General features: G+C 62.4%; 26 protein-coding genes. 10 read left to right on the top strand and 16 right to left on the bottom strand.

The window, feature by feature from the left end; genetic code table 11:
- Position 1: 1 nt before the first annotated feature.
- Entirely contained in the window at positions 2 to 577 is a 576-nt protein-coding gene (locus tag AC25Z0_RS01615; protein ID WP_488132088.1) for a GNAT family N-acetyltransferase, read from the top strand.
- Between the two features lie 31 nt (positions 578 to 608).
- Here AC25Z0_RS01615 and AC25Z0_RS01610 read toward each other — a convergent pair whose 3' ends face one another.
- The 4 genes from AC25Z0_RS01610 to AC25Z0_RS01595 all read right to left on the bottom strand — a co-directional run bounded on the left by AC25Z0_RS01610 (position 609) and on the right by AC25Z0_RS01595 (position 3447).
- Positions 609 to 1271, bottom strand: coding sequence for a hypothetical protein (locus AC25Z0_RS01610; protein ID WP_488132087.1), 663 nt, complete (start codon positions 1269 to 1271; stop codon positions 609 to 611).
- A gap of 44 nt (positions 1272 to 1315) precedes the next feature.
- Positions 1316 to 2101, bottom strand: a complete 786-nt coding sequence (locus tag AC25Z0_RS01605) for a Gmad2 immunoglobulin-like domain-containing protein (RefSeq protein WP_488118519.1) — start codon at positions 2099 to 2101, stop codon at positions 1316 to 1318.
- Between the two features lie 231 nt (positions 2102 to 2332).
- Positions 2333 to 2812, bottom strand: coding sequence for a DUF6194 family protein (locus AC25Z0_RS01600; RefSeq protein ID WP_488118518.1), 480 nt, complete (start codon positions 2810 to 2812; stop codon positions 2333 to 2335).
- A 44-nt stretch (positions 2813 to 2856) separates the two neighbouring features.
- The gene (locus tag AC25Z0_RS01595; protein WP_488118517.1) at positions 2857 to 3447 is read right to left on the bottom strand and encodes a TetR/AcrR family transcriptional regulator; all 591 of its coding nucleotides are present in this window, start codon (positions 3445 to 3447) and stop codon (positions 2857 to 2859) included.
- A gap of 98 nt (positions 3448 to 3545) precedes the next feature.
- Between AC25Z0_RS01595 and AC25Z0_RS01590 the strand changes: the two genes are divergently transcribed.
- Complete coding sequence (locus AC25Z0_RS01590) at positions 3546 to 4403, top strand: alpha/beta fold hydrolase (RefSeq protein ID WP_488118516.1); 858 nt, start codon at positions 3546 to 3548, stop codon at positions 4401 to 4403.
- Between the two features lie 130 nt (positions 4404 to 4533).
- Complete coding sequence (locus AC25Z0_RS01585) at positions 4534 to 6645, top strand: FAD-dependent oxidoreductase (RefSeq protein ID WP_488132086.1); 2112 nt, start codon at positions 4534 to 4536, stop codon at positions 6643 to 6645.
- A 62-nt stretch (positions 6646 to 6707) separates the two neighbouring features.
- Here AC25Z0_RS01585 and AC25Z0_RS01580 read toward each other — a convergent pair whose 3' ends face one another.
- The 6 genes from AC25Z0_RS01580 to AC25Z0_RS01555 form a co-directional block, all read right to left on the bottom strand.
- Positions 6708 to 7205: a hypothetical protein gene (locus tag AC25Z0_RS01580; protein WP_488132085.1), complete on the bottom strand. Its 498-nt coding sequence runs from the start codon at positions 7203 to 7205 to the stop codon at positions 6708 to 6710.
- Between the two features lie 170 nt (positions 7206 to 7375).
- Entirely contained in the window at positions 7376 to 8218 is an 843-nt protein-coding gene (locus AC25Z0_RS01575) for an oxygenase MpaB family protein (RefSeq protein WP_488132084.1), read from the bottom strand.
- A 37-nt stretch (positions 8219 to 8255) separates the two neighbouring features.
- The gene (locus AC25Z0_RS01570; protein WP_488132083.1) at positions 8256 to 8726 is read right to left on the bottom strand and encodes a hypothetical protein; all 471 of its coding nucleotides are present in this window, start codon (positions 8724 to 8726) and stop codon (positions 8256 to 8258) included.
- Positions 8704 to 9738: a DUF6545 domain-containing protein gene (locus AC25Z0_RS01565; protein WP_488132082.1), complete on the bottom strand. Its 1035-nt coding sequence runs from the start codon at positions 9736 to 9738 to the stop codon at positions 8704 to 8706. The genes AC25Z0_RS01570 and AC25Z0_RS01565 overlap by 23 nt, the downstream gene beginning before the upstream one ends.
- The gene (locus AC25Z0_RS01560) at positions 9738 to 10232 is read right to left on the bottom strand and encodes a hypothetical protein (protein WP_488118510.1); all 495 of its coding nucleotides are present in this window, start codon (positions 10230 to 10232) and stop codon (positions 9738 to 9740) included. The genes AC25Z0_RS01565 and AC25Z0_RS01560 overlap by 1 nt, the downstream gene beginning before the upstream one ends.
- Before the next feature lie 213 nt (positions 10233 to 10445).
- On the bottom strand, positions 10446 to 11894 hold the full coding sequence (locus tag AC25Z0_RS01555) for an MFS transporter (protein WP_488132081.1): 1449 nt from the start codon (positions 11892 to 11894) through the stop codon (positions 10446 to 10448).
- A gap of 93 nt (positions 11895 to 11987) precedes the next feature.
- Here AC25Z0_RS01555 and AC25Z0_RS01550 point away from each other — a divergent pair, with 93 nt between their 5' ends.
- Positions 11988 to 12425 carry a MarR family winged helix-turn-helix transcriptional regulator gene (locus AC25Z0_RS01550; protein ID WP_488132080.1) on the top strand — a complete coding sequence of 146 codons (438 nt, stop codon included), beginning with the start codon at positions 11988 to 11990 and terminating at the stop codon, positions 12423 to 12425.
- Between the two features lie 41 nt (positions 12426 to 12466).
- Here the strand turns inward: AC25Z0_RS01550 and AC25Z0_RS01545 are convergent, their stop codons facing one another.
- Complete coding sequence (locus AC25Z0_RS01545; protein WP_488132079.1) at positions 12467 to 13003, bottom strand: MarR family winged helix-turn-helix transcriptional regulator; 537 nt, start codon at positions 13001 to 13003, stop codon at positions 12467 to 12469.
- Between the two features lie 131 nt (positions 13004 to 13134).
- On the opposite strand from AC25Z0_RS01545, the gene AC25Z0_RS01540 reads away from it, so the two are divergent.
- Both AC25Z0_RS01540 and AC25Z0_RS01535 read left to right on the top strand, forming a co-directional pair.
- The gene (locus AC25Z0_RS01540) at positions 13135 to 13671 is read left to right on the top strand and encodes a phenolic acid decarboxylase (RefSeq protein WP_488118506.1); all 537 of its coding nucleotides are present in this window, start codon (positions 13135 to 13137) and stop codon (positions 13669 to 13671) included.
- A gap of 183 nt (positions 13672 to 13854) precedes the next feature.
- Positions 13855 to 14460: a class I SAM-dependent methyltransferase gene (locus AC25Z0_RS01535; protein WP_488132078.1), complete on the top strand. Its 606-nt coding sequence runs from the start codon at positions 13855 to 13857 to the stop codon at positions 14458 to 14460.
- Positions 14461 to 14482: 22 nt separating this feature from the next.
- On the opposite strand, the gene AC25Z0_RS01530 is transcribed toward AC25Z0_RS01535, so the two are convergent.
- Positions 14483 to 15109, bottom strand: a complete 627-nt coding sequence (locus AC25Z0_RS01530) for a TetR/AcrR family transcriptional regulator (protein WP_488132077.1) — start codon at positions 15107 to 15109, stop codon at positions 14483 to 14485.
- A 104-nt stretch (positions 15110 to 15213) separates the two neighbouring features.
- Between AC25Z0_RS01530 and AC25Z0_RS01525 the strand changes: the two genes are divergently transcribed.
- From AC25Z0_RS01525 to AC25Z0_RS01515, 3 genes are all read left to right on the top strand, one after another.
- On the top strand, positions 15214 to 16071 hold the full coding sequence (locus AC25Z0_RS01525) for an SDR family NAD(P)-dependent oxidoreductase (protein WP_488132076.1): 858 nt from the start codon (positions 15214 to 15216) through the stop codon (positions 16069 to 16071).
- Between the two features lie 203 nt (positions 16072 to 16274).
- A complete protein-coding gene (locus AC25Z0_RS01520; protein ID WP_488133103.1) occupies positions 16275 to 17315 on the top strand; it encodes an LLM class flavin-dependent oxidoreductase in 1041 nt (346 codons plus the stop codon).
- Between the two features lie 110 nt (positions 17316 to 17425).
- The gene (locus tag AC25Z0_RS01515; protein WP_488132075.1) at positions 17426 to 18010 is read left to right on the top strand and encodes a DapH/DapD/GlmU-related protein; all 585 of its coding nucleotides are present in this window, start codon (positions 17426 to 17428) and stop codon (positions 18008 to 18010) included.
- 767 nt (positions 18011 to 18777) lie between these two features.
- Here AC25Z0_RS01515 and AC25Z0_RS01510 read toward each other — a convergent pair.
- Entirely contained in the window at positions 18778 to 19149 is a 372-nt protein-coding gene (locus AC25Z0_RS01510; RefSeq protein WP_488133102.1) for a DUF2695 domain-containing protein, read from the bottom strand.
- Between AC25Z0_RS01510 and AC25Z0_RS01505 the strand changes: the two genes are divergently transcribed.
- Positions 19072 to 19272: a hypothetical protein gene (locus AC25Z0_RS01505; RefSeq protein WP_488133139.1), complete on the top strand. Its 201-nt coding sequence runs from the start codon at positions 19072 to 19074 to the stop codon at positions 19270 to 19272. The two genes, AC25Z0_RS01510 and AC25Z0_RS01505, sit on opposite strands and share 78 nt — an antisense overlap.
- A gap of 99 nt (positions 19273 to 19371) precedes the next feature.
- On the opposite strand, the gene AC25Z0_RS01500 is transcribed toward AC25Z0_RS01505, so the two are convergent.
- The 3 genes from AC25Z0_RS01500 to AC25Z0_RS01490 form a co-directional block, all read right to left on the bottom strand.
- Entirely contained in the window at positions 19372 to 19776 is a 405-nt protein-coding gene (locus AC25Z0_RS01500) for a VOC family protein (RefSeq protein WP_488118498.1), read from the bottom strand.
- Between the two features lie 101 nt (positions 19777 to 19877).
- A complete protein-coding gene (locus tag AC25Z0_RS01495) occupies positions 19878 to 20552 on the bottom strand; it encodes an SDR family NAD(P)-dependent oxidoreductase (RefSeq protein WP_488132074.1) in 675 nt (224 codons plus the stop codon).
- A gap of 656 nt (positions 20553 to 21208) precedes the next feature.
- Positions 21209 to 21589, bottom strand: coding sequence for a hypothetical protein (locus tag AC25Z0_RS01490; protein ID WP_488132073.1), 381 nt, complete (start codon positions 21587 to 21589; stop codon positions 21209 to 21211).
- Positions 21590 to 21604: the final 15 nt, after the last annotated feature.

Raw genomic sequence — 21604 nt, 5'->3', positions numbered from 1 at the left:
GATGACGATCACGATTAAGCCCGCACACGACTTCGACGACATGACGACGATGTTCGGTCCGAAGAACCCGGAGTCGTCGGTGTGCTGGTGCCTCTCGTGGCGGCTGAGTTCGAAGGAGAACCGGGCGCTTATGGGTAGCGATCGTGCCGACACCGTGCGGGAGTTGTGTTCGCGTCCACTCGCGCCGGGCGTGCTCGCCTATCTCGACGGGGACGTCGTTGGCTGGGCGGGCGTGGCCCCACGCTCCGAACTGCACCCCATCGAGAACTCACGGAAGATCCCACATATCGATGATCTGCCGGTCTGGTCGATCTGGTGCATCCGCGTGCGCCCTGGCTTTCGCAAACGGGGCGTCACACACGCGCTCATCGACGGAGCCATCGACTACGCACGGGCCTCCGGCGCCCCAGCGGTCGAAAGCTACCCGGTCGACAATGCAGGGCAGCGGGTCGACCAGACGATGGCGTTCGTGGGCACCCGCGGCATGTTCGAAAAGGCGGGCTTCACGAAAGCCGCCGACACGACATCCGTTTCAGGAGGCATTCCGCGAATCCTGATGCGGCGGATGCTGAGCTGATCGAGCGCTCCATCACGCGATCGTCGCGAGGCTAACTGCAGTACTCCTTGGACACAACGGGGCTGTCGCGCACGACAATGTTGTTGACCAGGCCCTCATAAATTGAGAAGTTGATCCAGTGCCCGCTGCCATCCGGCAATGCGTAGTGCGGGGTGCTGTGGTCATCCTGAAACGTGATGTCGGGATACGCGGCTGTGAGCTCGTCGAGTGTGGCGCCGATTCCAATGCCGCTCTGCGTTCGCGGCGAATCGGAGCTGACCTCTGCAGACGTCGCGCCTCCCTGCAAAACGATCTGCTCAACGAGGCCTGTTCCCAATCTGTCGGGAATGACAACACTCGGGAACCCTGACTTGTCGAAGGACACAACCGACGGGCATCCGTCGTAAACGGTGCGGGTGAATGCAGCCATTGACTGCTCCGTCGCGCTGATCTCGCCATTGAGCTCAAGGGGGCCGATGCTGTCGAAGTCGATGATCCACGAACGCGGGTCGTTCAGGTCGACGTCGGTCGGCGCCGGCGTCTGATCGATCGCGGCGGCGGTCGGATCACCGGAACTGGTCTGAGTTGGGCTCGGCGCCACTGTCGGCGATTCCGCCGGTTGACTCGCACATGCCGACAGCAGCAACACACAGGTTGCGGCAGCGACGGTGACAGTGACGGGCAAGCGCTTGTGCTTCAGTACGCGGTCGAACATCCGGTCTACCCCCAACGGCTTCGTTCACGTGAGCCTAGTCGGAACTATGACTGCACCTGAATCTGCACCGCGAATTCGTTCTGAATGCTGCCATCCACCGCGCTGGTATTGAACGCCACGAGGTCATACATCCCGGCTGCAAGACCGGCTGGAACGACGAGCATGGCACTGAAATTGGACTCCACACAGCAGGCATCGGCCACGATGTTTTGTGTGAGCACTGCCGTGCCCGATGCGTCGCGCAACTCGAGCGTGAGCGCGGCTTCGAAGAGGGCCGCCCGACCTGTGACCGCGAGGGGTTGGCCGGGGGCAACGACGTCACCGCACGCTGGCGTGGTCAGAAAGATATCCGGACGCTCCGCCGACACCGTGATCGACCGTTCGACGAGGTCGGTCATGCTTCCATCCTTCGGGCTGTGGGCGTAGGCGCGCAGCGTCACGGGCTCCGCGGCATCCGGTGGAGGAAAGGCAAGCGACCCCTTCCACGTACCGGGAGTTCCCGTGCCGGATGTGGCCTGAATGTCGCGCACACAGAGCTGGTCGCCGCCGGCATCCAGCGCATCGACGGTCAGCGCCGCCTCGAAGGTGTTGGCTGTGCCCGCAACGAGAAATGGCACCGAGACGGTTGCTCCATCGCCCGGGCTGTCGAACGTGATGAGTGGGGTCGCATCCCCTGTGGGCGACTGGGTGGGCGACTGGGGAGGCGTTTGGCCAGGCGCCTGCGAGGGCGTTTCGGTGGGTACCTGGGTGGGTGCCTGCGTGGGTGATTGTGACGGTGCTTGGGTGGGTGCCTGCGAACTCGTCGCTGTTGACGAGGTGGCTGGGCTCACGCCATTCCCCGTCGAGCATCCGGCCAGAAGGCCGACCACACTGAACAAGGCCGCACAAGCAAGAAAACGCCGAGCGATCATGGCTGAACTCATCTCCCAACCGCTGTGCCAATTTTACCACCGGCGATCGATTGAAGCCCTGGCAAACTTGCCCCGGTCGGGTTGTGGCTACGGGAAATATGCGTCTGCGATCGCCACGCCACGAGCGCGGGTGGTGAGGATCACGCGTGTTCAACGCTCGCTTGCCCGGCGCTCTGCGCGTCGCCGTTCGTCGTCGTGGGCCTCACGAAGGAGCGTCAAAGCCGTCGACATGGTGTGGTTGCCTGGGTTCACAATGGCTACCCAGCCGAGTGCCCCATAGACCGGATGCGGCATGATTTCATCGACCCCGCTGAAGTCACGGGATGCAAAGTCCCTGGAGGCAAAGTCACGTGGACTTTCGCCGATGAGGTGCGTGAATTCCGCAGAACCGACATGGATGTTCAGCCGCCACCGGTCAGCAGAATCAAGGTTGGACAGGGTGTCGTCTGGATAGTCTTTCGTCACGATCGTCGCGTACGGCTGGGTGTTCTCTGGGATCGTGCCATCTGGGGCGTAATAGAAGAAATGGTCGCCCCACGCGATCTGCGGAAACTCGCTTCCTTCGCCAGGAGCCAGCTCCAGCACACCGTCGAAAGACCTGATTTCGTCGAGAACCTGTTCCATGCTCATGGTTCAAGTGTGACCCCGTTTGGGCAAGTGTGACCCCGTTTGGGCTAGTGCTCAATCGGATCCGGCATTGAGGGCAGGCGGAGCCCAGCATCGATGAGAACCTCGGCCGCGGCCCGCGCTTGCATGGCGACGCTGGGATCCGACGAGATCGCGGCCGTGGTCTGTGCACCCTCGGCGAGGATCGACAGCTGCGCACCAAGCGTCTCGGATGCGCCGAGTTCGCTCACCATGCCGGTCATGAAGCGTTGGAACGATTTCTTGTGCTCACGCACGAGCGTTGCGACTTCAGGATGTGTTCCGCCAAGCTCTCCGAACGCATTGATGAACGCGCACCCCCGAAAGTCGCCCGTGCAGAACCAGTCCTGAAGGAAGTCGTAGACGGCGAGCAGCCGACTCCGAGGGCTCTCGCCCGCTGCGGCAACGCGCTCCGTGAGTCCTGATTCCCATTCGTCATGCTTGTGGCGCAGCACGGCCACGACGATGTCGTCTTTCGAGGGGAACAGCGAGTACAGGCGTCGAAGTGACACGCCAGCAGCTGTGCGCAATTCGTCCATGCCAACGGCTGCGTATCCCTTGCTGTAGTACAGGCTCTCTGCTGCGGCGATTACGCGTTCGCGAGCGTCATCTTTCGTCATTCCTCGAGTGTACTTGACATGAGAACGAACGTTCTCTAGATTGTAGATATCACCAGCGAGAACGACCGTTCTCACTGGGGCTTCGAAAGGACAGAATCATGGGATTCATCACTGTTGGCAACGAGAACAGCACATCGATCGAGCTCTACTACGAAGACCAGGGCGAGGGGCAGCCCGTCGTGCTGATCCACGGCTACCCGCTCGACGGACGCAGCTGGGAACGCCAGACACGTGAACTGCTCGCCGCCGGCTACCGCGTCATCACATACGACCGCCGCGGTTTCGGCCAGTCAAGCAAGACCGCCGCCGGCTATGACTACAACACATTCGCTGCCGACCTGAACACGGTTCTCGAGACGCTTGACCTGCGCGACGTGATCCTCGTTGGGTTCTCCATGGGAACCGGCGAGCTCGCGCGGTACGTATCCAACTATGGCCACGAGCGCGTGGCGAAGCTCGCGTTCCTCGCTTCGCTCGAACCCTTCCTTGTGGCACGTGATGACAACCCCGATGGTGTTCCGCAGGAGGTTTTCGACGGCATTGCCGCGCAGGCCAAGGGCGACCGCTTCGCATGGTTTACGAACTTCTTCTCCGACTTCTACAACCTCGACGACACACTCGGCTCGCGCATCAGCGAGGAGGCCGTGACAGCGAGCTGGAACACCGCTGCCGCGAGCGCACCTGTCGCCGCGTACGCCGTCGTACCGGCGTGGATTGAGGACTTCCGTGACGATGTCGAGGCTGTCCGCGCAAGCGGGAAGCCGGCACTCATCCTGCACGGCACGGCCGACAACATCCTGCCCATCGATGCAACGGCCCGTCGATTCCACAACGCCCTGCCAGAGGCCGAGTATGTCGAGGTCGAAGGCGCACCTCACGGCCTGCTGTGGACCCACGCCGACGAGGTGAACGCGGCCCTGCTGTCCTTCGCCAGCAAGACGAGCGTCAGCATCTAACCTGCCCAGGCTGCTCACCCACCGCACCCACTCACCGCAGCGCTCCAGGGATCGTTGATCTCTGGAGCGCTGCGGCGTTGCGGCGTCGCGATAGTGAAGAATAGTGTCGCGGGGCAAGTATTCTTTAGTTATGAGCACCAAGACATTCCCGCATCTGATGAGCCCCGGACGCATCGGGTCCATGCAGACACCCAACCGCATCGTCCTCCCGGCTATGGACATGAACGTCTCAGAGCATGGCGAGATCGAACAGACCGAGATCGACCACTACGTTGCGCGCGCTGCGGGCGGGGCCGGCCTGATCATCACGGGCGCGTGCGCCATCGCCTTCCCTTACGGTGCAGCATCCATGAAGGAGCCGGGACTGTCAGAAGACAAGTTCATCCCCGGACTGAAGGCATTGGCCGACGCCATCCACGCAGCGGGCAGCAAGCTCTGCGTCCAGTCCACGCACCACGGCAAGGTCGCCCGCGTCGACACCGCCAACGACCGCGCGGTTCTGGCGCCCAACACGCCGGACTACAGCTACAACATGTCGGCCCTGGCCGACAGCACCCCCGACGAGCTGCGCAGGATGGGCGCGGCCACCGCCGGCAAGCAGACTTCGTACCACGAGATGACGTCCGAGGACATCACCTGGCTGATCGACACCTGGGCGGATGCCGCGGAGCGCGTCGCCAAGGCCGACGCCGACGCCATCGAGATCCACGTCGCCCACGGCTACATCCTCGGCGTGTTCCTGAACCAGCGTGACAACAAGCGCACCGACGAGTATGGCGGCACCCTGGCCAACCGGGCACGCCTGGCTTGCGAGGTCATCAGCGCTGTGAAGCAGCGGGTGGGCGACCGCCTCGCCATCCTCGTGCGGGTATCCGGCGAAGAGTACGGACAAGAGGGCGGTCTCACGCTCGAAGAATCGATCGAAGCCTCGGCGCTGTTCGAAAAGGCTGGCGCCGACGCGATCCACGTCACCGGTTGGGGACGCAACCCCTTCGACAACTTCACGGATGGCCCGCTCCCCAGCAAGGTGGGCGCCTACATCTCAAACGCCGCCGAGATCAAGAAGCACGTCAGCATCCCGGTCATCGCGGTTGGTCGCATGCTTCCTGAGGTCTCGGAGAAGGCCCTCGCGGCCGGCCAGATTGACTTCGCCGCCATGGGACGTCAGCTGCTCGCCGACCCTGACCTGCCGAACAAGCTCCGCGACGGCAAGTTCGACCAGGTGCGCCCGTGCATCAACTGCTACCTGTGTGTCGCAGAGAACTTCTTCGACGACACCCCCTTCTGTGCGGTGAACCCCGCGCTGGGTAATGAAGCGGTGCTGCCACTCAAGCCGGCGTCGGCATCCAAGCATGTGGTGGTCATCGGTGCAGGCCCAGCCGGCCTGGAGAGCGCCAGGGTGCTCACCGAGCGCGGTCACCGCGTCACCGTGATCGACAAGTCCGACCGTCTGGGCGGGACGATGTGGTTCTCCACCATGACCACCCCAGACAACGAGCGCCTGTTGCGCTGGTTCAAGTCGGAGATCAAGCGACTGCGCATCGCCGTCAAGCTCAACACCCCGGCGACCGTCGAATCGATTCAGGCCCTGCGCCCCGACCACGTCATCGTGGCCACGGGAGCCGTGCGCCCCAAGCCGGACTTCCCCGGCGGCGACCTGCCCAACGTGCAGACCGGCGACACCCTGCGCGCGATGATGCTCGGCACTGCAACGGCTGACGAGGCCGGCCTGGTGCTGAGCACCCTTGGGAAGGCTGGTCGCCTCTCCGGCGTCACCAAGAGCCCAGAGTTCGTGCGCCAGTTCACGAAGTTCTGGCTGCCGATGGGCAAGGACGTCGTGGTGATCGGCGGGTCACTGGTGGGCCTGGAGCTCGCGGAGTTCCTCGCCGAGCGCGGCCGCAACGTCACCCTGCTGCACGAAAAGCAGCAGCTCGGCCTGCCGCTGGCCATGCCGCGACGCTGGACTGCGGTCAAGGATTCGCTGGCTCACGGTGTCAAGATCCACCGCAACGTCGCGATCACGCGCATCACGCCGAAGAGCGTCGAGTGGACAGAGGGTGAGGAGAACTTCTCTGCCCCCGCCGCCATGGTGGTCTACGCAGACGGCACCACGGCAGCGGCGCCCCTCGCCGACGGGCTTCGCGAAGCCGGTCTCACCGTGGATGTGATCGGCGACGCCAAGGAGGTCAACTACATCCATGGCGCCATCCACTCGTCATGGGAGGTCACGACCGAGCTTTAAGCCGGTCAGTCAGCTGACACGACGACGCCGCCCGGTCGACATGACCGGGCGGCGTCGTGCTGTCACGACGGAATGGTGAGACGAACTGGGCCAGCTTCACCGGGTCCGCCACATTCCTCGCTGCCACCCACGCGCTGCCATTCGAGCACGACCTCTCGTTCGGCGAGCAGTTCACCGTCCGACGACAGCGCACGAATCGTGAGCACATCCGGCGTCGTCATCCCCACCGAGACCGTCCAGCTGCTGTCGTCGGCGCGTGAAATGAAGAATGGAAAGGGAACAGCGGATGACGCCGAGGGAGTCGATAGCTCTGCCGGGGTCAGCGTCGAGAGCTGCTGCAACGGCTCATCTGATTCCTGTTGAACGGATGCCGACGACGAACAGGCACCGTCTTCGCACACCTCGATGACGGCTGCGGCGCCCGCATCCCCGTCGAGGTGAATGTTGACGATGTTGTTCCACCCGATGGCGGGGCAGGCGAACTCAGGGAGCGAACATCCCGTGACAACCAACCCCGAGAGCAGTACGGCCACAAGACCGAATGATCGAATCTTCCCCATGCCGGCCAACCATAACAGCAGGCCTGGCGGGTGATCCGCCTCAAACGTGTTAAAAGAAGAAGCGCGCCGGCCCCCCACATAATGTTCCCCGGTTTCCGGCGCACTTCCGTCCTTATCCCCCCTTGGACATGTCTAAGCCTAGCGCTATTAAACGAAAATAATCACATCGTCTACCCTCTGCTCGACTTTGTGCTCGCAGCTTCTGGACCGATCTCTGAGAGGTCGTACCCGTGGGGGTACGACGACGATGAACCGGCAGCACCGGGCACGAACCGTGCGGTGACGGGCAACGGCCTCCTGGCCGCTCTGGCGGCCCGAAGCCGGACGGTCCCTCTCACCAGAGCCGTCATGACTCTGTTGGGTTTCGGCAGCCCGACAGCGTCGCAGAACCGCCGGTCGTCGATGAGGCCACTGAGGATGCTGGGCACGAAGGGCCGAAGTGGCGCCGGCAGCCGCACCGCGGTGAGCTGCGCTGCTGCAGCCATCAACACGTGGTTCGCTGGTGCCGGGCGCACGTTCGCTGCTTCGTAGCGGTCGAAGAATTCGGCAGCTGCCTCGTAGGTGGGCGGAATATTCGTCAGGCCCATCCGCTGTCCGAGCTCCTGGTAGAACCGGTGTGCAGCGTGCACCTCAGCCGGTTCCAGCTGGCGCCATCCGTTCGTCATCATCCAACGAACCGGCAGAACGAGCAAGGAGATCAGAATGTAGAGGAAGTCGTCGCCGGTTCCCGGAACTGTGCGATGAACTCGTCGCAGAAGTCCGATCATCCGTTCACCGCGTTCGCTCTCCATCCCGTTCGCGATGATCTCGTAGATGACGATGCCGGTGTCTGAAGCCCGCTTCTGTGGACGGCCGGTCACTTCCCCCGAGCCGACCAGGACGTCCGAGATGTGCGGGACACCGAAACTGCGGTAGTAGGCGAGGAGGAACCCCACCCTCATCTCGGAGTCGAAGTGGACGAGGGCCAACGCGCGGAACGTCGCCTCCCAATCCTCTGGTGAGGCGTGTCGCACCTCGTGGAGTTGCTGGGTGCGTGTGCGGTGAATGGCGCTACTCGCCTGTCTGGCCTGGGCTGTCTGGCAGCCCGCCCTCGAGAAGCTTCGTGATCTCTCGAAGAGCGTCTGGGGAGGTGTCGCCGAGGGTTCGGGCTGCGAAGTTGATCACTCGTTTGACGCGGATCATGCGCACCAGCTCCAACTGCGAGTCGATGCGCTCCGGAAGGTCGTCGTCGGACCCCAGCAGGTACTCGGGTGCAATCCCGAAGAAGTTGGCGATCTCGGTGAGCAGTACGACGTCGCTGACCAGTGGGCCTTCGCCCCTGACCATGTACTGCCATCGGGCACGCGACAGCGAAACCTTCTTGGCTTTGAGGCCGGCGGCGATCTCGCGGTAGGTGTACGGGGTGTTTCCCTCGGCCACGACGACGTCGAGCAGCAGGTTCAGCTTGCGCGCGAGTTCTTGTTGTGGCGTGGTCTGCGGAGTTCCGGCCCCGGCAGCGTCATCGGGCGTCTTGGTACTCATTGATCCTCGAATCGCTTGTGGTCCCGGTTCGTGTATCTGATGCGTGTTGAATATGCGCTTCCACCATGCGGATGAGTTTCGCTTCGCGATCTGAGAGCGGCTGCTCTGGATGGAGAAGAAGGCTGTCACGAACCTCGACGTAACGACGGTGAAGGTGGTGAGTGTGGTTCCTGCGGAAGTAGAGGTTTACCCGTGATGTTGGTGCTTCCATACTGAGCTCAGGCACGTCAGCAAGCAGCCGCTCCCAGAGCGGGGTGAGCTGCCACAACAGTCGTCGGCTCCTGGCTGCGTCGATCATGTTCTTGACGACTCCGACCAGCAAGCGGAGGCCGAGGCCAACTGCCAAGAGAACGGATGCGACGAGCGGGCACGTCACCGACAGGAAATCAACTATCGGGCTCACGTAGGTGTCACCCGAAACACGAGCGATCGCCACGCCCATCTGCACTACGACGTAGAGGGAGATGACAACCCAACCGAGGGAGATGATCACGAGCGCTGTCTTGATCGTTCCGTCCCGCTGGCGTGTGAAGTCTGATGCGCACGCGACGATTGTCGAGATCGCAAGAACGATCAGAGCAACCCAGGTCGTGAAGCTGTAGACCAGCTGACTCCAGTCGCCAGGACCGATGAACTGGATGTTATCGATTTCCCAGCCGCTAGTGAAGAAGAGCGCAGCCTGAACAAGGATGAGTCCGGTCGAGCCCCAGAAGGCAACCCGCTTCCTGGCCCTGGTCAACCCGACCTTGGAGACAGCCGTCTGGATGAGGCCGTCGAACAGGGCCACGCAGATGATCGCCGTCGCATGGAAGATGAAGTACGTGAGGTCGACTCCCCCCAGGAGCTGGTCGACGAATGCATATGGGCCGTCGCTGATCAGCGTTATCGTGACGGCGAAAGCCAACATGAACCAGAAGAGCAGACGCCGTGTGCCGCGGAGCGCGCTGGGCACCAGGAGAAGGGTCGTGCCCCAGAGAGCCGCAAGCACCGCGTATTCAATAAGCGCGAACATCAGAGCACCTGCCCAAATCCGGTTTCGACTCCACGCCTGCTGAGTGACGCGTCCTTCCGCAGGATCATCGCGAGTTCGTCTCCAATGGCCTCAGCCAGCGCTTCTTCCTCATCGGTGAAGCTGCTTCTGGAGAGCGCTGAGACGATGGCGTTCATCGGGATGAGGGGCGCAAGAAGCGCGATCCTCTCGGCCGGCATCGTCACCTTCTTGTGGTTGAGGATCATGTGGCCGAACTCATGGTTCACGAACTGCTGGCGGTGTACAGCGGAGTCTGTGGGGGCGTAGTGGATCCGCTCGAACCCTTCACCGGCCACCTCAAGCCAGAGCGCGCAGATTCCGCTGTCGACCATCCCAGGGGGCGCCTGCATGATGACGATCTTTTTCTTGCGAACCTGCTCCATGTGGTGGTGCAAAGTCTCTGAGGTCAGGGGGCGAGGAAGGCCGATCTCCTGCACCAGTTGCTGAGCGCGTTGCTGCCGTGCTGCGTAGTTCACGTATGAATCCGATTTTCGTGGCGATCCGCTGCGTCCCCCATAACCGGATCCAGCGCACCTGAGACATGTCTGACTGCCGTCAGTATGTGATTCTTCAAGGTGCCCCATGATAGCCAGAAAAGGCGGTGACCGGCACATGTGCCGGTCACCGCCGTCAGATTCTGGGTGCGGTTTCGAGGTGAGCCGTCCGCCCCGGTCTTGTCCCGTCCTGTCTTACTTGGCCGAAACCAATTCCGGTTGCGCATCAGCTGTGACCGACATCCGCTTAGCGGCTGCGGGAATGCATGCGGCCAGGATTGCGGCGATGACAGAGATGCCAGCGCCCAGAATCAGGGCAACCCGGAATCCAGCTTCAGACGGGACAGAAACCCCGCCGAAGTCGATAGTCATCTGCGCCAGTACCAACCCGATCACGGCGGCGCCCGTGGTGGTACCCAGCGAGCGCATCAGCGTGTTGAAACCGTTGGCGGCAGCGGTTTCGCTGAGCGGAACCGCACCCATGATGATGGCTGGCATGGCGCCGTACGCCAGAGCCACGCCACCATTGACGACGAGACCCGAGGCCATCAGACCCCACGTGCTCCCCATGCCCAGCAGGCTGACACCATAGCCGAGCGCAATAACCGCAACGCCCAACACCAGGGTGAACTTGGGACCGCGCGCATCGGTGAGTCGGCCACCCACAGGAGCGAGCACCAACATCATCAATCCCGCAGGGGCCATCCAGAGACCGGCGGCGAGGATCGACTGGCCCAGACCGTAGCCGGTCTCCGCGGGCAGCTGCAGGAGCTGCGGCATGACCAGCATGCTCGCGTACATTCCGAAACCAACGAAGATTGACGCGATATTTGTCAGCAGCACGCGCGGGATTACTGCGGTGCGCAGGTCAACCAGTGGATCCTTGGTACGTGTTTCCCAGATTCCCCACAGCAGCAGAACGACCACCGAGACGCCCAGCAGACCCAGGGTCAATGGCGAAGCCCACCCCCAGGATGATCCCTTGGAAACAGCGAGGATGAGCGAGACCAGCCCGATGGTCAGCCCGATGGCACCCAACCAGTCGAAGCGCTGTCCTGCCGCACCCGCGGGCAGTACCGGAATGAACTTCCAAATGGCCACTACAACGAGCAGCGTGACGACCGCGCTGCCGAAGAACAGCGCCCGCCAGTCTGCGAATTCAACGACTGCCGCTGAGATCGGCATGCCGAGCGCACCACCAACACCCAGCGTGGCACTCACCGTGGCAATCGCCGCGGAGAGTCGCTCCTTCGGCACAAGATCACGCAGCATGGCGATGCCGAGCGGCACCATTCCCGAACCCAGGCCCTGCATGGCACGTCCAACGATCATGACTTCCACCGTGGGGGCGATGGCACACACAATGGCGCCGAGCATCAGCGGCATAGCCAAGATCAGGATCATGCGGCGTTTGCCGAACAGGTCACCCAAGCGGCCTGAAATGGGCACTGCCACCGCTGCCGCGAGAAGCGTGGCCGTGATGATCCATGCCGTGTTTGTTGCCGGGGTGTTGAAGATGGCAGGCAGCTGAGGGATGAGCGGCGTGACCATGGTCTGGGTAATAGACGAGGCGATACCGGCACTGGCGAGGATGCCAACGACTACTCCTGAGCCGGGGACGCCGGCAGAGGTTTTCTTGGACAAGTTGGCCCTTCAGAACGAATGTGCAGAGTGCACAAAATGTTCATCATACACGCGTGAAGTAGGATGTTAAGGGCCGAGGGAGGAATCCATTTAATGGAACGTCGCATCGCTGACATTGAATACGAGCAGACACTGCTCAGCCGCTATACGATCGCCCAGCATCGCGCCGAGGACGGGCTTGACCGGAGCGTCTATCTCCTGATGAGCCGGATCGATGGGGAGGGACCCATGTCGATCGGCGAGCTGAGCACGGCCTTTCTTCTCGATGTCTCGACCTTGCAGCGCCAGACGACCGTGGCGGTGCGTGAGGGTTTGCTTGAACGGATCCTCGATCCGGCCGGCAGCGCAGCGCGAAAATTCACACTGAGCGACCTGGGGAGAGCGCGGCTGGCAGAGGCACGCGGACGCTCTGTGCACGCCCTCGACAGAATTCTGGCCGACTGGCCTACTGATGACGTCAACGCCTTCGCTGACTTGATGCACAAGTTCAACGTCTCGATCGAGGAGTTCCGGGAAACACGGGCCCCGTAGCAGCGCGCTCGCTGCGACCAATCGGTGCCGGGCGCCGAGATCTATCCGGGCAGCGAACTCACCGGCCGGTTCTCCGCAGTGGCACCGTCAGCGGCCTCCAGTGCTGCAACCAGTCGCCCCAAAGCCGGCAGCGATTCTTCAAGCGCAATACGGTCGGCGTCAGAAAGCTCTTCAACGACACTGGTCAGAGCAGCCGAACTGGCCCGGTCGTAACGCTTCAGCAGCTGCAGCGCTTCTGCTGAAGCCGTGAGTACCACCGTGCGCTGATCGTGTTCGGGGCGAATCCGTTCCACCAGGCGCGCAGCGGACATCGTCCTGGCGAGGTTGCTCACCGTGGACGGCGCAACCCGTATGAGGGCAGCCGCAGAACTTGGGCTGAGCCCATCGGCAGAAGTGGAGAGCGCCCTGAGGAGTTCGATCTGCGCCTCCGGCAAGTCCGGCAGGCCCTCCGCGTTGCGGGTCGATCGAAGCACTGCTCGCCGCAAAGGACCCAGCAATCCGCCGAGTCCCGCAGCAACCCGAGCGGAAGTCGTCTTTCTGGATGCCTCATCCGACCCGACCTTGCCCGCGTTGTTCATGGCTTCAGTGTAAACCTATCAAAAGACTTTTGTCTCAAAGCTATTTTGTGACGTACTATTTTTGTGACAGTGATTGACTCGCCCCGTCCGAGGCGGGCAAACGCTGTTTGATCTCAGCAAGGAGCTTCACCATGACCACCGAGAACGCCGCTACGACCATTGAGAATCCAGTTCCTCCGCAGGATCTCTCTGGAATCGTCGGACACCGGTTCATCTACACCTACGCCAACGGCTGGCAGTACGAGATGTACCTGAAGAACGCCACCACCATGGACTACCGCATCCACACCGGAATGGTCGGAGGCCGCTGGGTGCGAGACCAAACGGTCGATCTGGTTCAGCTTGCCGACGACGTCTACAAGGTCTCCTGGAACGAGCCGACCGGCACCTCGGTCGTCGTCAACGTCTTGCCAGGACGACGCGTCCTGCACGGCACCATCTTCTTCCCGCAGTGGATCGAGCAGGACGGCAGCAAGACCGTTCTCTTCCAGAATGATCACTTGGACGAAATGCGGGCCTACCGCGATGCTGGCCCGACCTACCCGATCTACGTCGTTCCGGAGTTCGCTCGCATCACGCTCTTCGAAAACGTCGGTGAAAACAACGAGAGCGTTGTTGAAGTTGGACCGAACGAACTGCCATCGGGATTCGCCGACCGCGCAAACTGATCGGACTGCCCATTGAGCGAACGAGCTGCCCTGCGATTGCGGGCAGCTCGTCTCTGGTTGAACGTTGAACCTAAACTCCACGACGTTCCCGCACAGAACACACTCGGGGCACACACTCTGGGCCCGGTCATCACGAATTCCTCCACCGACCGGCGCAAGCGCCAAGAATCTAGGATGCTCATCATGAACGTTTCAGAAGTGAGTCACGCGTACGGTGCGCGATCGGCGGAGTACATCGAGCTGTTCGGCACGATCGACGCCGCCGCCGAAGCAGACCGGAACGCTGTTCTCACCTGGGCGCGTGGACTCACCGGACCGATCATTGATGTCGGCTGCGGTCCGGGGCAATGGACGCACTTTCTGTCCGAGCACAATCTCGAGATCGAGGGCATCGATCCCACCCCGGAGTTCGTCGCCGCCGCACAGCGTCGATATCCAGACATCCGCTTCCGAATCGGGGAAGCCGAGCACCTCGACATCGATGGCCAAAGTCTCGGCGGCATCCTCTCGTGGTACTCCCTCATTCACACGGATCCAGAGCTCATCGACTCCGCCCTGACCGAGTTCGCGCGTTGCCTGCGCCCGGGCGGCGGCCTGGCGCTCGGCTTCTTCGAGGGGCCTGAACTCATACCGTTCGACCACGCCGTGACGACGGCGTACTACTGGCCGCTGGAGCTCTTGTCCGCGCGCGTCGAGGCGTGCGGGTTTACCATCACCGGGACGGATAGACGCACCGATCCCGGAGTGCGGACGCATGGATTCATTACCGCCGCACGGAAGTCGCAGTAGGGCAGCGCCACTGACGACGCGTCTAGCGTGGCCGTAGTCCCGTCAGGACCATGGCGAGCACGCCATCGGCGAATTGGTCGTCCAGCTCACCGGTGCGCAACAGCCAACGGTGGAAAACCGGTCCGAACAGCAATTCAGTCGCAAGCCCCGGGTCCACGGACTCGTCGACCTGGCCGGCCCGGATACCGGCCGCGATCCGTGCGGCGGTCGCATCGAGCTGAGGGCGAAGCAACCGTTGCACCAGTTCTTCGGCGACGACGACATCGGTCTGGATCTCTGCGGTGATCGCGCGTTGAAGGCGGTCGTTGGCCGGCTCGGTCAGTGCGGCGACGGTTTCCCGCAGCATCAGCCGCAGGTCGGATTCGAGATCTCCGGTATCCGGCAGCGCGACTGCGCCCTCCCCTTGTGAGTTGGCATCCAGAATTGCGTCGAAGAGCACGGCAGCCTTGGATCGCCACCATCGATAGATCGTTTGCTTGCCCACACCCGCTGCGGCGGCGATTCCCTCGATGGTCAGCCTGGTGTATCCCACCTCCCCAACGAGGTCGCGCGCAGCGACGAGAATCGCCCGACGGGCTCGATCGCTTCGCCGGGCGGCATCGGGGCCCGGCGCATCGGAACGCGCGGAGCCCGAAGGAGTGGAAGTCATGGAGACATGCTACATCTCGGCGAGACGAGACGCACCGTCTTGACAGTGCGATTGGCCACATATAGCCTGACGAGACGCACCGCATCGCTGAAGGGATCTGCACCATGACCGAATCATCACGCCCTCCTCGCACATGGCTTATCACCGGAGCCGGCCGCGGGCTCGGCCGGGCATTCGCGCATGCCGCCCTGAAACTAGGAGATCGCGTCGTCGGAACCGTTCGCCGCCGCGGAGCGATGGCGGATCTGCAACGTGATCACCCGAACGCGGTGCGGGAGATCCTGCTCGATGTCCGCGACGCCGCCGCAGTCGCCACTGCTGTCGATAACGCCGCGCAGGCCTTCGGCGGCATCGACATCGTCGTGAATAACGCGGGCGGCGGGCTCGTCGGGGCTATCGAAGAGCTCGACGAACAGCAGGCCCGCGATCATCTCGACCTGAATGTGTTCGGCGTGATCTGGGTCTGTCAGGCTGCGATCCCCCACCTGCGGGCCCGTGGTGGTGGCGATATTGTGCAGATTTCGACGGTTGGTGCCATCGGCTCGATGCCGACATTTGGCCTGTACAACGCGGGTAAGTGGGCACTCGAAGGGTTCAGCGAAGCACTGTCTGCCGAGGTTGCACAGTTCAATATCCACGTAACAATCGCCCAATTGGGCGGATTCGCAACCGACTGGGCAGGGTCAAGCATGTCATTCGCGACCCCGAAACCGGAGTACGACGATCTACGCACTGCCATGTTCGGCTCTGCGGAGATACCGTGGCCGACCGTCGACCCCGATGCGCCGTCGTCGGATGGAGATCCGCGCGCTGCGGCCGACGCACTGGTCGCACACCTCTCAGACGCCAACCGCCCGCTGCGGGTGCTAATCGGTGACGATGCACGAGAGCACGCGGCCCTTGCCTACACCTCCCGCCGAGATTCCTACGGCACAGGCAGAGACTTCAACTGGCCGTCGTGACCGACCCGATCCTGCGCCCATGATCTTCACAGGGCCGGTCGAATAACGGATGCCGAACCCGATTGTGCCTGGTGTTCATTGGGTACTCTGGGGCGAGGAACCCAAGTTCCGAAGTCAACGGCGTTGAGGGCAACAGCTTTCACAGGAGCTCCTGGTCCTCGCTCATCATGAGTTCAGCCGTCCTCAGACCTCTGAAGGAAGCCATGCCCGACTCGTCACGTCCACTACGTAAGCTCGGATTCCTCACTATTGGCATGTTCGATCCGGCGAGCCCAGCCGTGGGTCACGAATCTACGTTGCAGGTCATCGAACTGGGCGAACGACTTGGATTCGATAGCGCCTGGCTGCGCCACCGCCATCTGCAGTTCGGGATCTCCTCCCCCATTGCGGTCATGGCTGCGGCCAGCCAGCGCACATCCCGGATCGAGCTAGGAACCGCGGTAACCCCGATGGGCTGGGAAAACCCGCTGCGGCTGGCCGAAGACCTGGCCACGGTAGACCTGCTCGCCGGCGGACGAATCAATCCGGGAGTGAGCGTGGGCGAACCAATGCACTACTACACCGTGCAGCACGAGCTGTACCCCGATTCCGCCGAGCTGGAGGATTTCAGCTACGAACGCGTAGCGCGGCTTGCCCGTTTGATTGCTGGGGAACCGGTGCGGGAATTTTCCGGCAAGCAGGGTGTCGTGGAGGAGTTTTCCAACCGCGTTGAGCCACACTCGCCCGGGCTGCGCGAACGCCTCTGGTATGGAGCGGCAAGCAAGAATTCGGCCATTTGGGCCGGGGCAAACGGATTCAATCTGCTCACCAGCAGCGTGATCTTCCCCGAGGTGGATCAGGAGCCGTCCTTTGCCGACATCCAGCAATCGCAGATTCGCGCCTACCGTGAAGCCGCCTCGACATCCGCTCACGCGCGCGGACCCGCCCGGGTCTCGCAAGGCCTGGTGGTGATTCCGACAGATTCGGCCTCAGCGAAACAGCAGGAAAAGTACCAGCGGTACGTCGATGAACGCACTCCCCGCACCAGTTCGCCACAGGGACCGAAGCGGATGCTGTTCGCCCCGGATCTCATCGGCACCAGCGACCAGATCGCCGAACAGCTCTACGCGCATGCCGGATTTCAGGAGGTCGACGAAGTGGCGTTCGCGCTGCCCTTCAGCTTCGACCATGAGGACTACGTGCAGATCCTCACCGACATCGCCACCAGATTGGGGCCAGCGCTGGGATGGGCACCGGTCGGCTAGGCGTCGCCCATCAGCGCGCGGCCGTCGCGTGCAGACCCGTGGATCGAAAGGTCCGCGCCGTCGTGTGGACGGATACTTAATCGTGGTTCAGAGCGGCCTACCATTGGCGCATGGCCGAAATCCAAGGACTCGACGACCTCCTGACTGCCCTGAACGCCGGGGAGACGATCCCGGGCGGATCGCCGCACCACAAGGCGATGCACGCTGCAAGCCAGGAGTCGCTGCGTATTGCAGCCGAGCTCAACGGGCGCTACAACTCCCCCGATGAAGTGCGGGCACTGCTGAGTGAGCTGACCGGGCGAGACGTCCCCGACTCTTTACAACTCTTCCCGCCGTTCACCGCCGACTTCGGTAAGAACATCCATTTCGGCGAGAGCGTTTTCGTGAACAGCGGCTGCCGATTCCAAGATCAGGGCGGAATCGAGATCGGCGACGGCTCCCTCATCGGCCACAACGCTGTCATCACGACGCTGAACCACGACATGGTGCCGAGCCGACGGGCCGATATGCACCCGGCCCGCGTCGTGATCGGCCAGGGTGTGTGGCTTGGGGCCAACGTGACGGTCTTGCCCGGCGTGACGATCGGCGACGGGGCTGTGGTGGGCGCGGGGGCGGTCGTCACGAAGGACATTCCGGCGCGGGCAGTGGTCGTCGGAGTACCGGCGAAGCAGGTAAGTACAGTTCCGGAGGAGTGATTGCCAGCAGGGACACCCTACCCAGACGGGCCCTGTCGTCCACCCCACGAGCAACTAGGCGCGCACACAGAAACGGCCCTGCCTGCCGGCGCAGGCGAGGCCGTGGACCCTTCAATAGACGTCGCGGAGCTTGACTCAATGCGTGACATCCGTCATGCCCCGTGCGGGAACCCACGCGACAGTCGGTTCCGTAATGAACGGGCGCAGGAGCACGCGTTGAAGGAAAGCGATCAGGTTCACGTCGTACCAGGCGAGACACCCGCCCAGCGCCGCCCTCTGAATCCGTGAGTGGAAAAACAACCACGCGACAAATCCAACGGGCATGACAATCCACAGAAGAACGCCGCGGATGGTAAGCAGCACCAATGCCGTTGCCCAATAGAGCTGAGGCCTCATGCGTCACCCCCAATCCACGTGGCCAATCCGAGTCCGCGAGCGAACACACTGAATATCGAACGCAAGATCGACCGGTCAGTCGCTCATGACCCTCATCGTAGGTCAGCCAAGTCCACATCGTGGAGAAACCGCCTACCCGCATACTCAGTGATCATGTTCAGACTGGAACCGTTCAGGAAGGGCGCGCTCAGGCATCCGAAGGGGCGTCGCTCGATTCCGGCACTCCGAGAGCACGCAGGGCGATCATCGCGCCGGCCTAAGCGACATCGACATCGACATCGACATCGACATCGACATCGACGGTGGCTGGAATGACATCCCACTATCGTAGATCCGCAAGGATCAGGCGTTTAGCGACTTAATCGCCGAAATCAGCGATACCGCGAGCGCGAGATGCGTTTCCAATTAGCACACGGTTGGGTCGAGCCCCGTCGCGTCGTCCCGCATAAGGGCATCGTGTCGGGTGCCTGAGGGCCCACCCACTCGTCAATTCCATCCCCGTCGACAGCCACCTGTTCCTGTGCCTGTGCCCACATCTTCTTGACGGGCTTGAAGCTGTTCATAAACATTTCGCAGTCGCAACAACAGGCACCCATCGCGGAGAGGTGCCGGAGCAGTGCCGTCGCGCGAGGTGCAACACTGTCTCGATAGTGCAATGCGAATCGATGGGTGCCATCGCACCCGAACTCGTCGAGTTGGCGAGCCACGAAGCAGACGAGACATTCGCCGGCCTTGGGAGTCATGAGCATCGTGGCGGCATCCTGAAGAATCCGCTCTGCCCGTTCGGTGATCGCTACGCGTTCCATGTCGCCACCGTGCCACGAACCACAGACATCGTTTCAGATGGGCGCGTGCGGTTCCGCTGAGCAGGCGGAAATACTGCCGCCCAAGGGCTAAACGCTAAATCCAAATTCCAAATTCCAAATTCCACCACGTTCAGTCGCCAAACAACCCCTACGACAAACTCAGCCGGCCTCGCGCGGTGGGTTGTGCATGAACTCAATCCGGATGCCGTTGTCATCCTCGACGAAGGAGGCGTAGTACCGGTCCGTGAACCGGGGGTACTCCTTCGGGTCACGCACGACCGTCCACCCGGTGTCCGTCGCGATCCGATGCAGGCGGTCCACCTCCTCGCGTGAGTCGACGGCGAACGCCAGGTGCTGCCACCCGACTCGACCGTGACGGTGCGGCCCGGTACCCGAATCCCGAGCCGGCAGCAGGATGAGCTCCGGCTCACCGTCAAGGTTCCAGGAGACCGACCCGTTGGCGTCGTGCCGGGCGAAGCCGAGCGCCGCCAGCACGGGATCGAACTGCCTGACCGCCCGCGGGACGTCGTCGACCGTGATGCCGAGATGATCAAAAATGGCCATGGTCACACGCTATCGGATGCATCCGACCGGGATCAGGAACCCCATCTGGCGAGCTGATTGACTCAACAGTGGGAGTTCATCACGCGGTGCGCACCGGACCTCTACTCCCTGCCGTCCTCGAGCGGGATGAGCATGGTGCGGAACGGCCCCGCGGCGGCGTGGAGATCCCAGATGCGAGAGGCGACGTCGTCGATGCCGTTGGGCAGCTGAAGCTTGGGAATGCCTCCCGGGATGACGAGCTGACGGACACGGATGCCCTCGTCCTCGAGCGCGTCGTGAAGCATCTCGCCGTAGGCGCTCTCAGCAGGAAAGGCCACCGATGTTCCCGCGAAGCCGGCGCGTGCTTTCACCGAGGTGCCGCCGTTGATCAGGATGATGCTGCCGTCACCTGTCTCACGCATTGACGGCAACACTGTGCGTACCGCACGAATGAGACCGAGCGCCGAGAACTGCAGCGCTTCCATCGCCAGCTCGGGAGTCAAGTCAAGAACCGGCTTCAGGTAGTCGGGCGACGGGAGTGGGCTGTACTGCAGCGTGGCGACTGGACCCAATTCGGCGGCGGCACGCGCGAGCGCGCCTTCGAGCGCCGACGGCTCCAGCACGTCCGCGGCGTAACCGCGAGCCGTCACACCATCCGCTTCAAGTTCTGCTGCCAAAGCGTCGAGCTTCAACTGGTCCCTCGAAATCAGCGCAACAGAGAAGCCCTCACGCCCGAACTTACGAGCGACCGCTGCTCCGAGACCCGGTCCAGCTCCGATGATTGCGATGACTGGCATTGTGAGCTTCCTTACGGTCGATGATGTCGGCGGGTACGCCATTCGAAAGCCTACCGGGACGCGATTTGGCGAGCGTCGCGGGCGCGCAGAAACGGCCCCGCCTGCCGAAGCAGAAGAGGCCGTCTCCGAAGTGCGCGTGACTACACGTTGAAGCGGAACTCCACCGCGTTTCGTTACGGAAACGGATGATGATTCGAGACATGACTGCACTACGGAGATATATCTGGTGTGCAGCTCCAGTGCCATCACGGCGAGGTACCGTGGGTACATGGTTGGAATTCCCGGACTCGACGCGCTTCTCACGGCATTGAACTCCGGGGAGACAATCCCCGGAGGTTCGCCACACCACGCGGCGATGCATGCCGCGAGCCAAGAGTCGCTACGCATCACGGCCGAGCTCAACGGGCGCTGTCGTCCACCCCACGAGCAACTAGGCGCGCACACAGAAACGGCCCTGCCTGCCTGCCAACGCAGGCGGGGCCGTCCTGAGAGCTCACGAGTTAGACGTTGAAGCGGAACTCCACCACGTTCCGGGTGATGGCGAACAGCGCAGGTCCGTCACTCCACTCCGACTTAGTCGAGTGAACTCAAACGCTGCGACGTTCTCGGCATTGGAGAACTAGATCAACATCGCGGCCTTGAACTGCGCTCAAGACTCACGGAACTCCGGGCAGCCACCTGGCCACGCGGTCTCTGCCGCCACCAATTAAACGATCAAGCCATGTGCGAGTCAGCCCGTCGCGCGCAAGCTGAATAATTGCTTCAACGATTCGCGAAACCTGGTCATCTTCCGTACCGGCCATAGGCTCCATGTCATAAACGCGGAAACGCCCGACCTGAAGGTCGAATGACCAGTCGGAGTTAGCGCACAGCGACACTATTACGCCGTCACTATTGGGAGGTGTGAATGTCGCCGTGGTGAACCACCGACCACTCGCCCACGGAACGAACTCGACCACGGCAGCCGGATAGCGGGCCATGACCGCGAGCGCTACGCGCTTGGCTAGACGCTCGCCAAAGTCATTCTCATCGATCACACTGCAATACAACCA

The organism is Leifsonia sp. Y862 (assembly GCF_057669585.1).
This window is presented reverse-complemented; position numbering and strand designations above follow the sequence as displayed.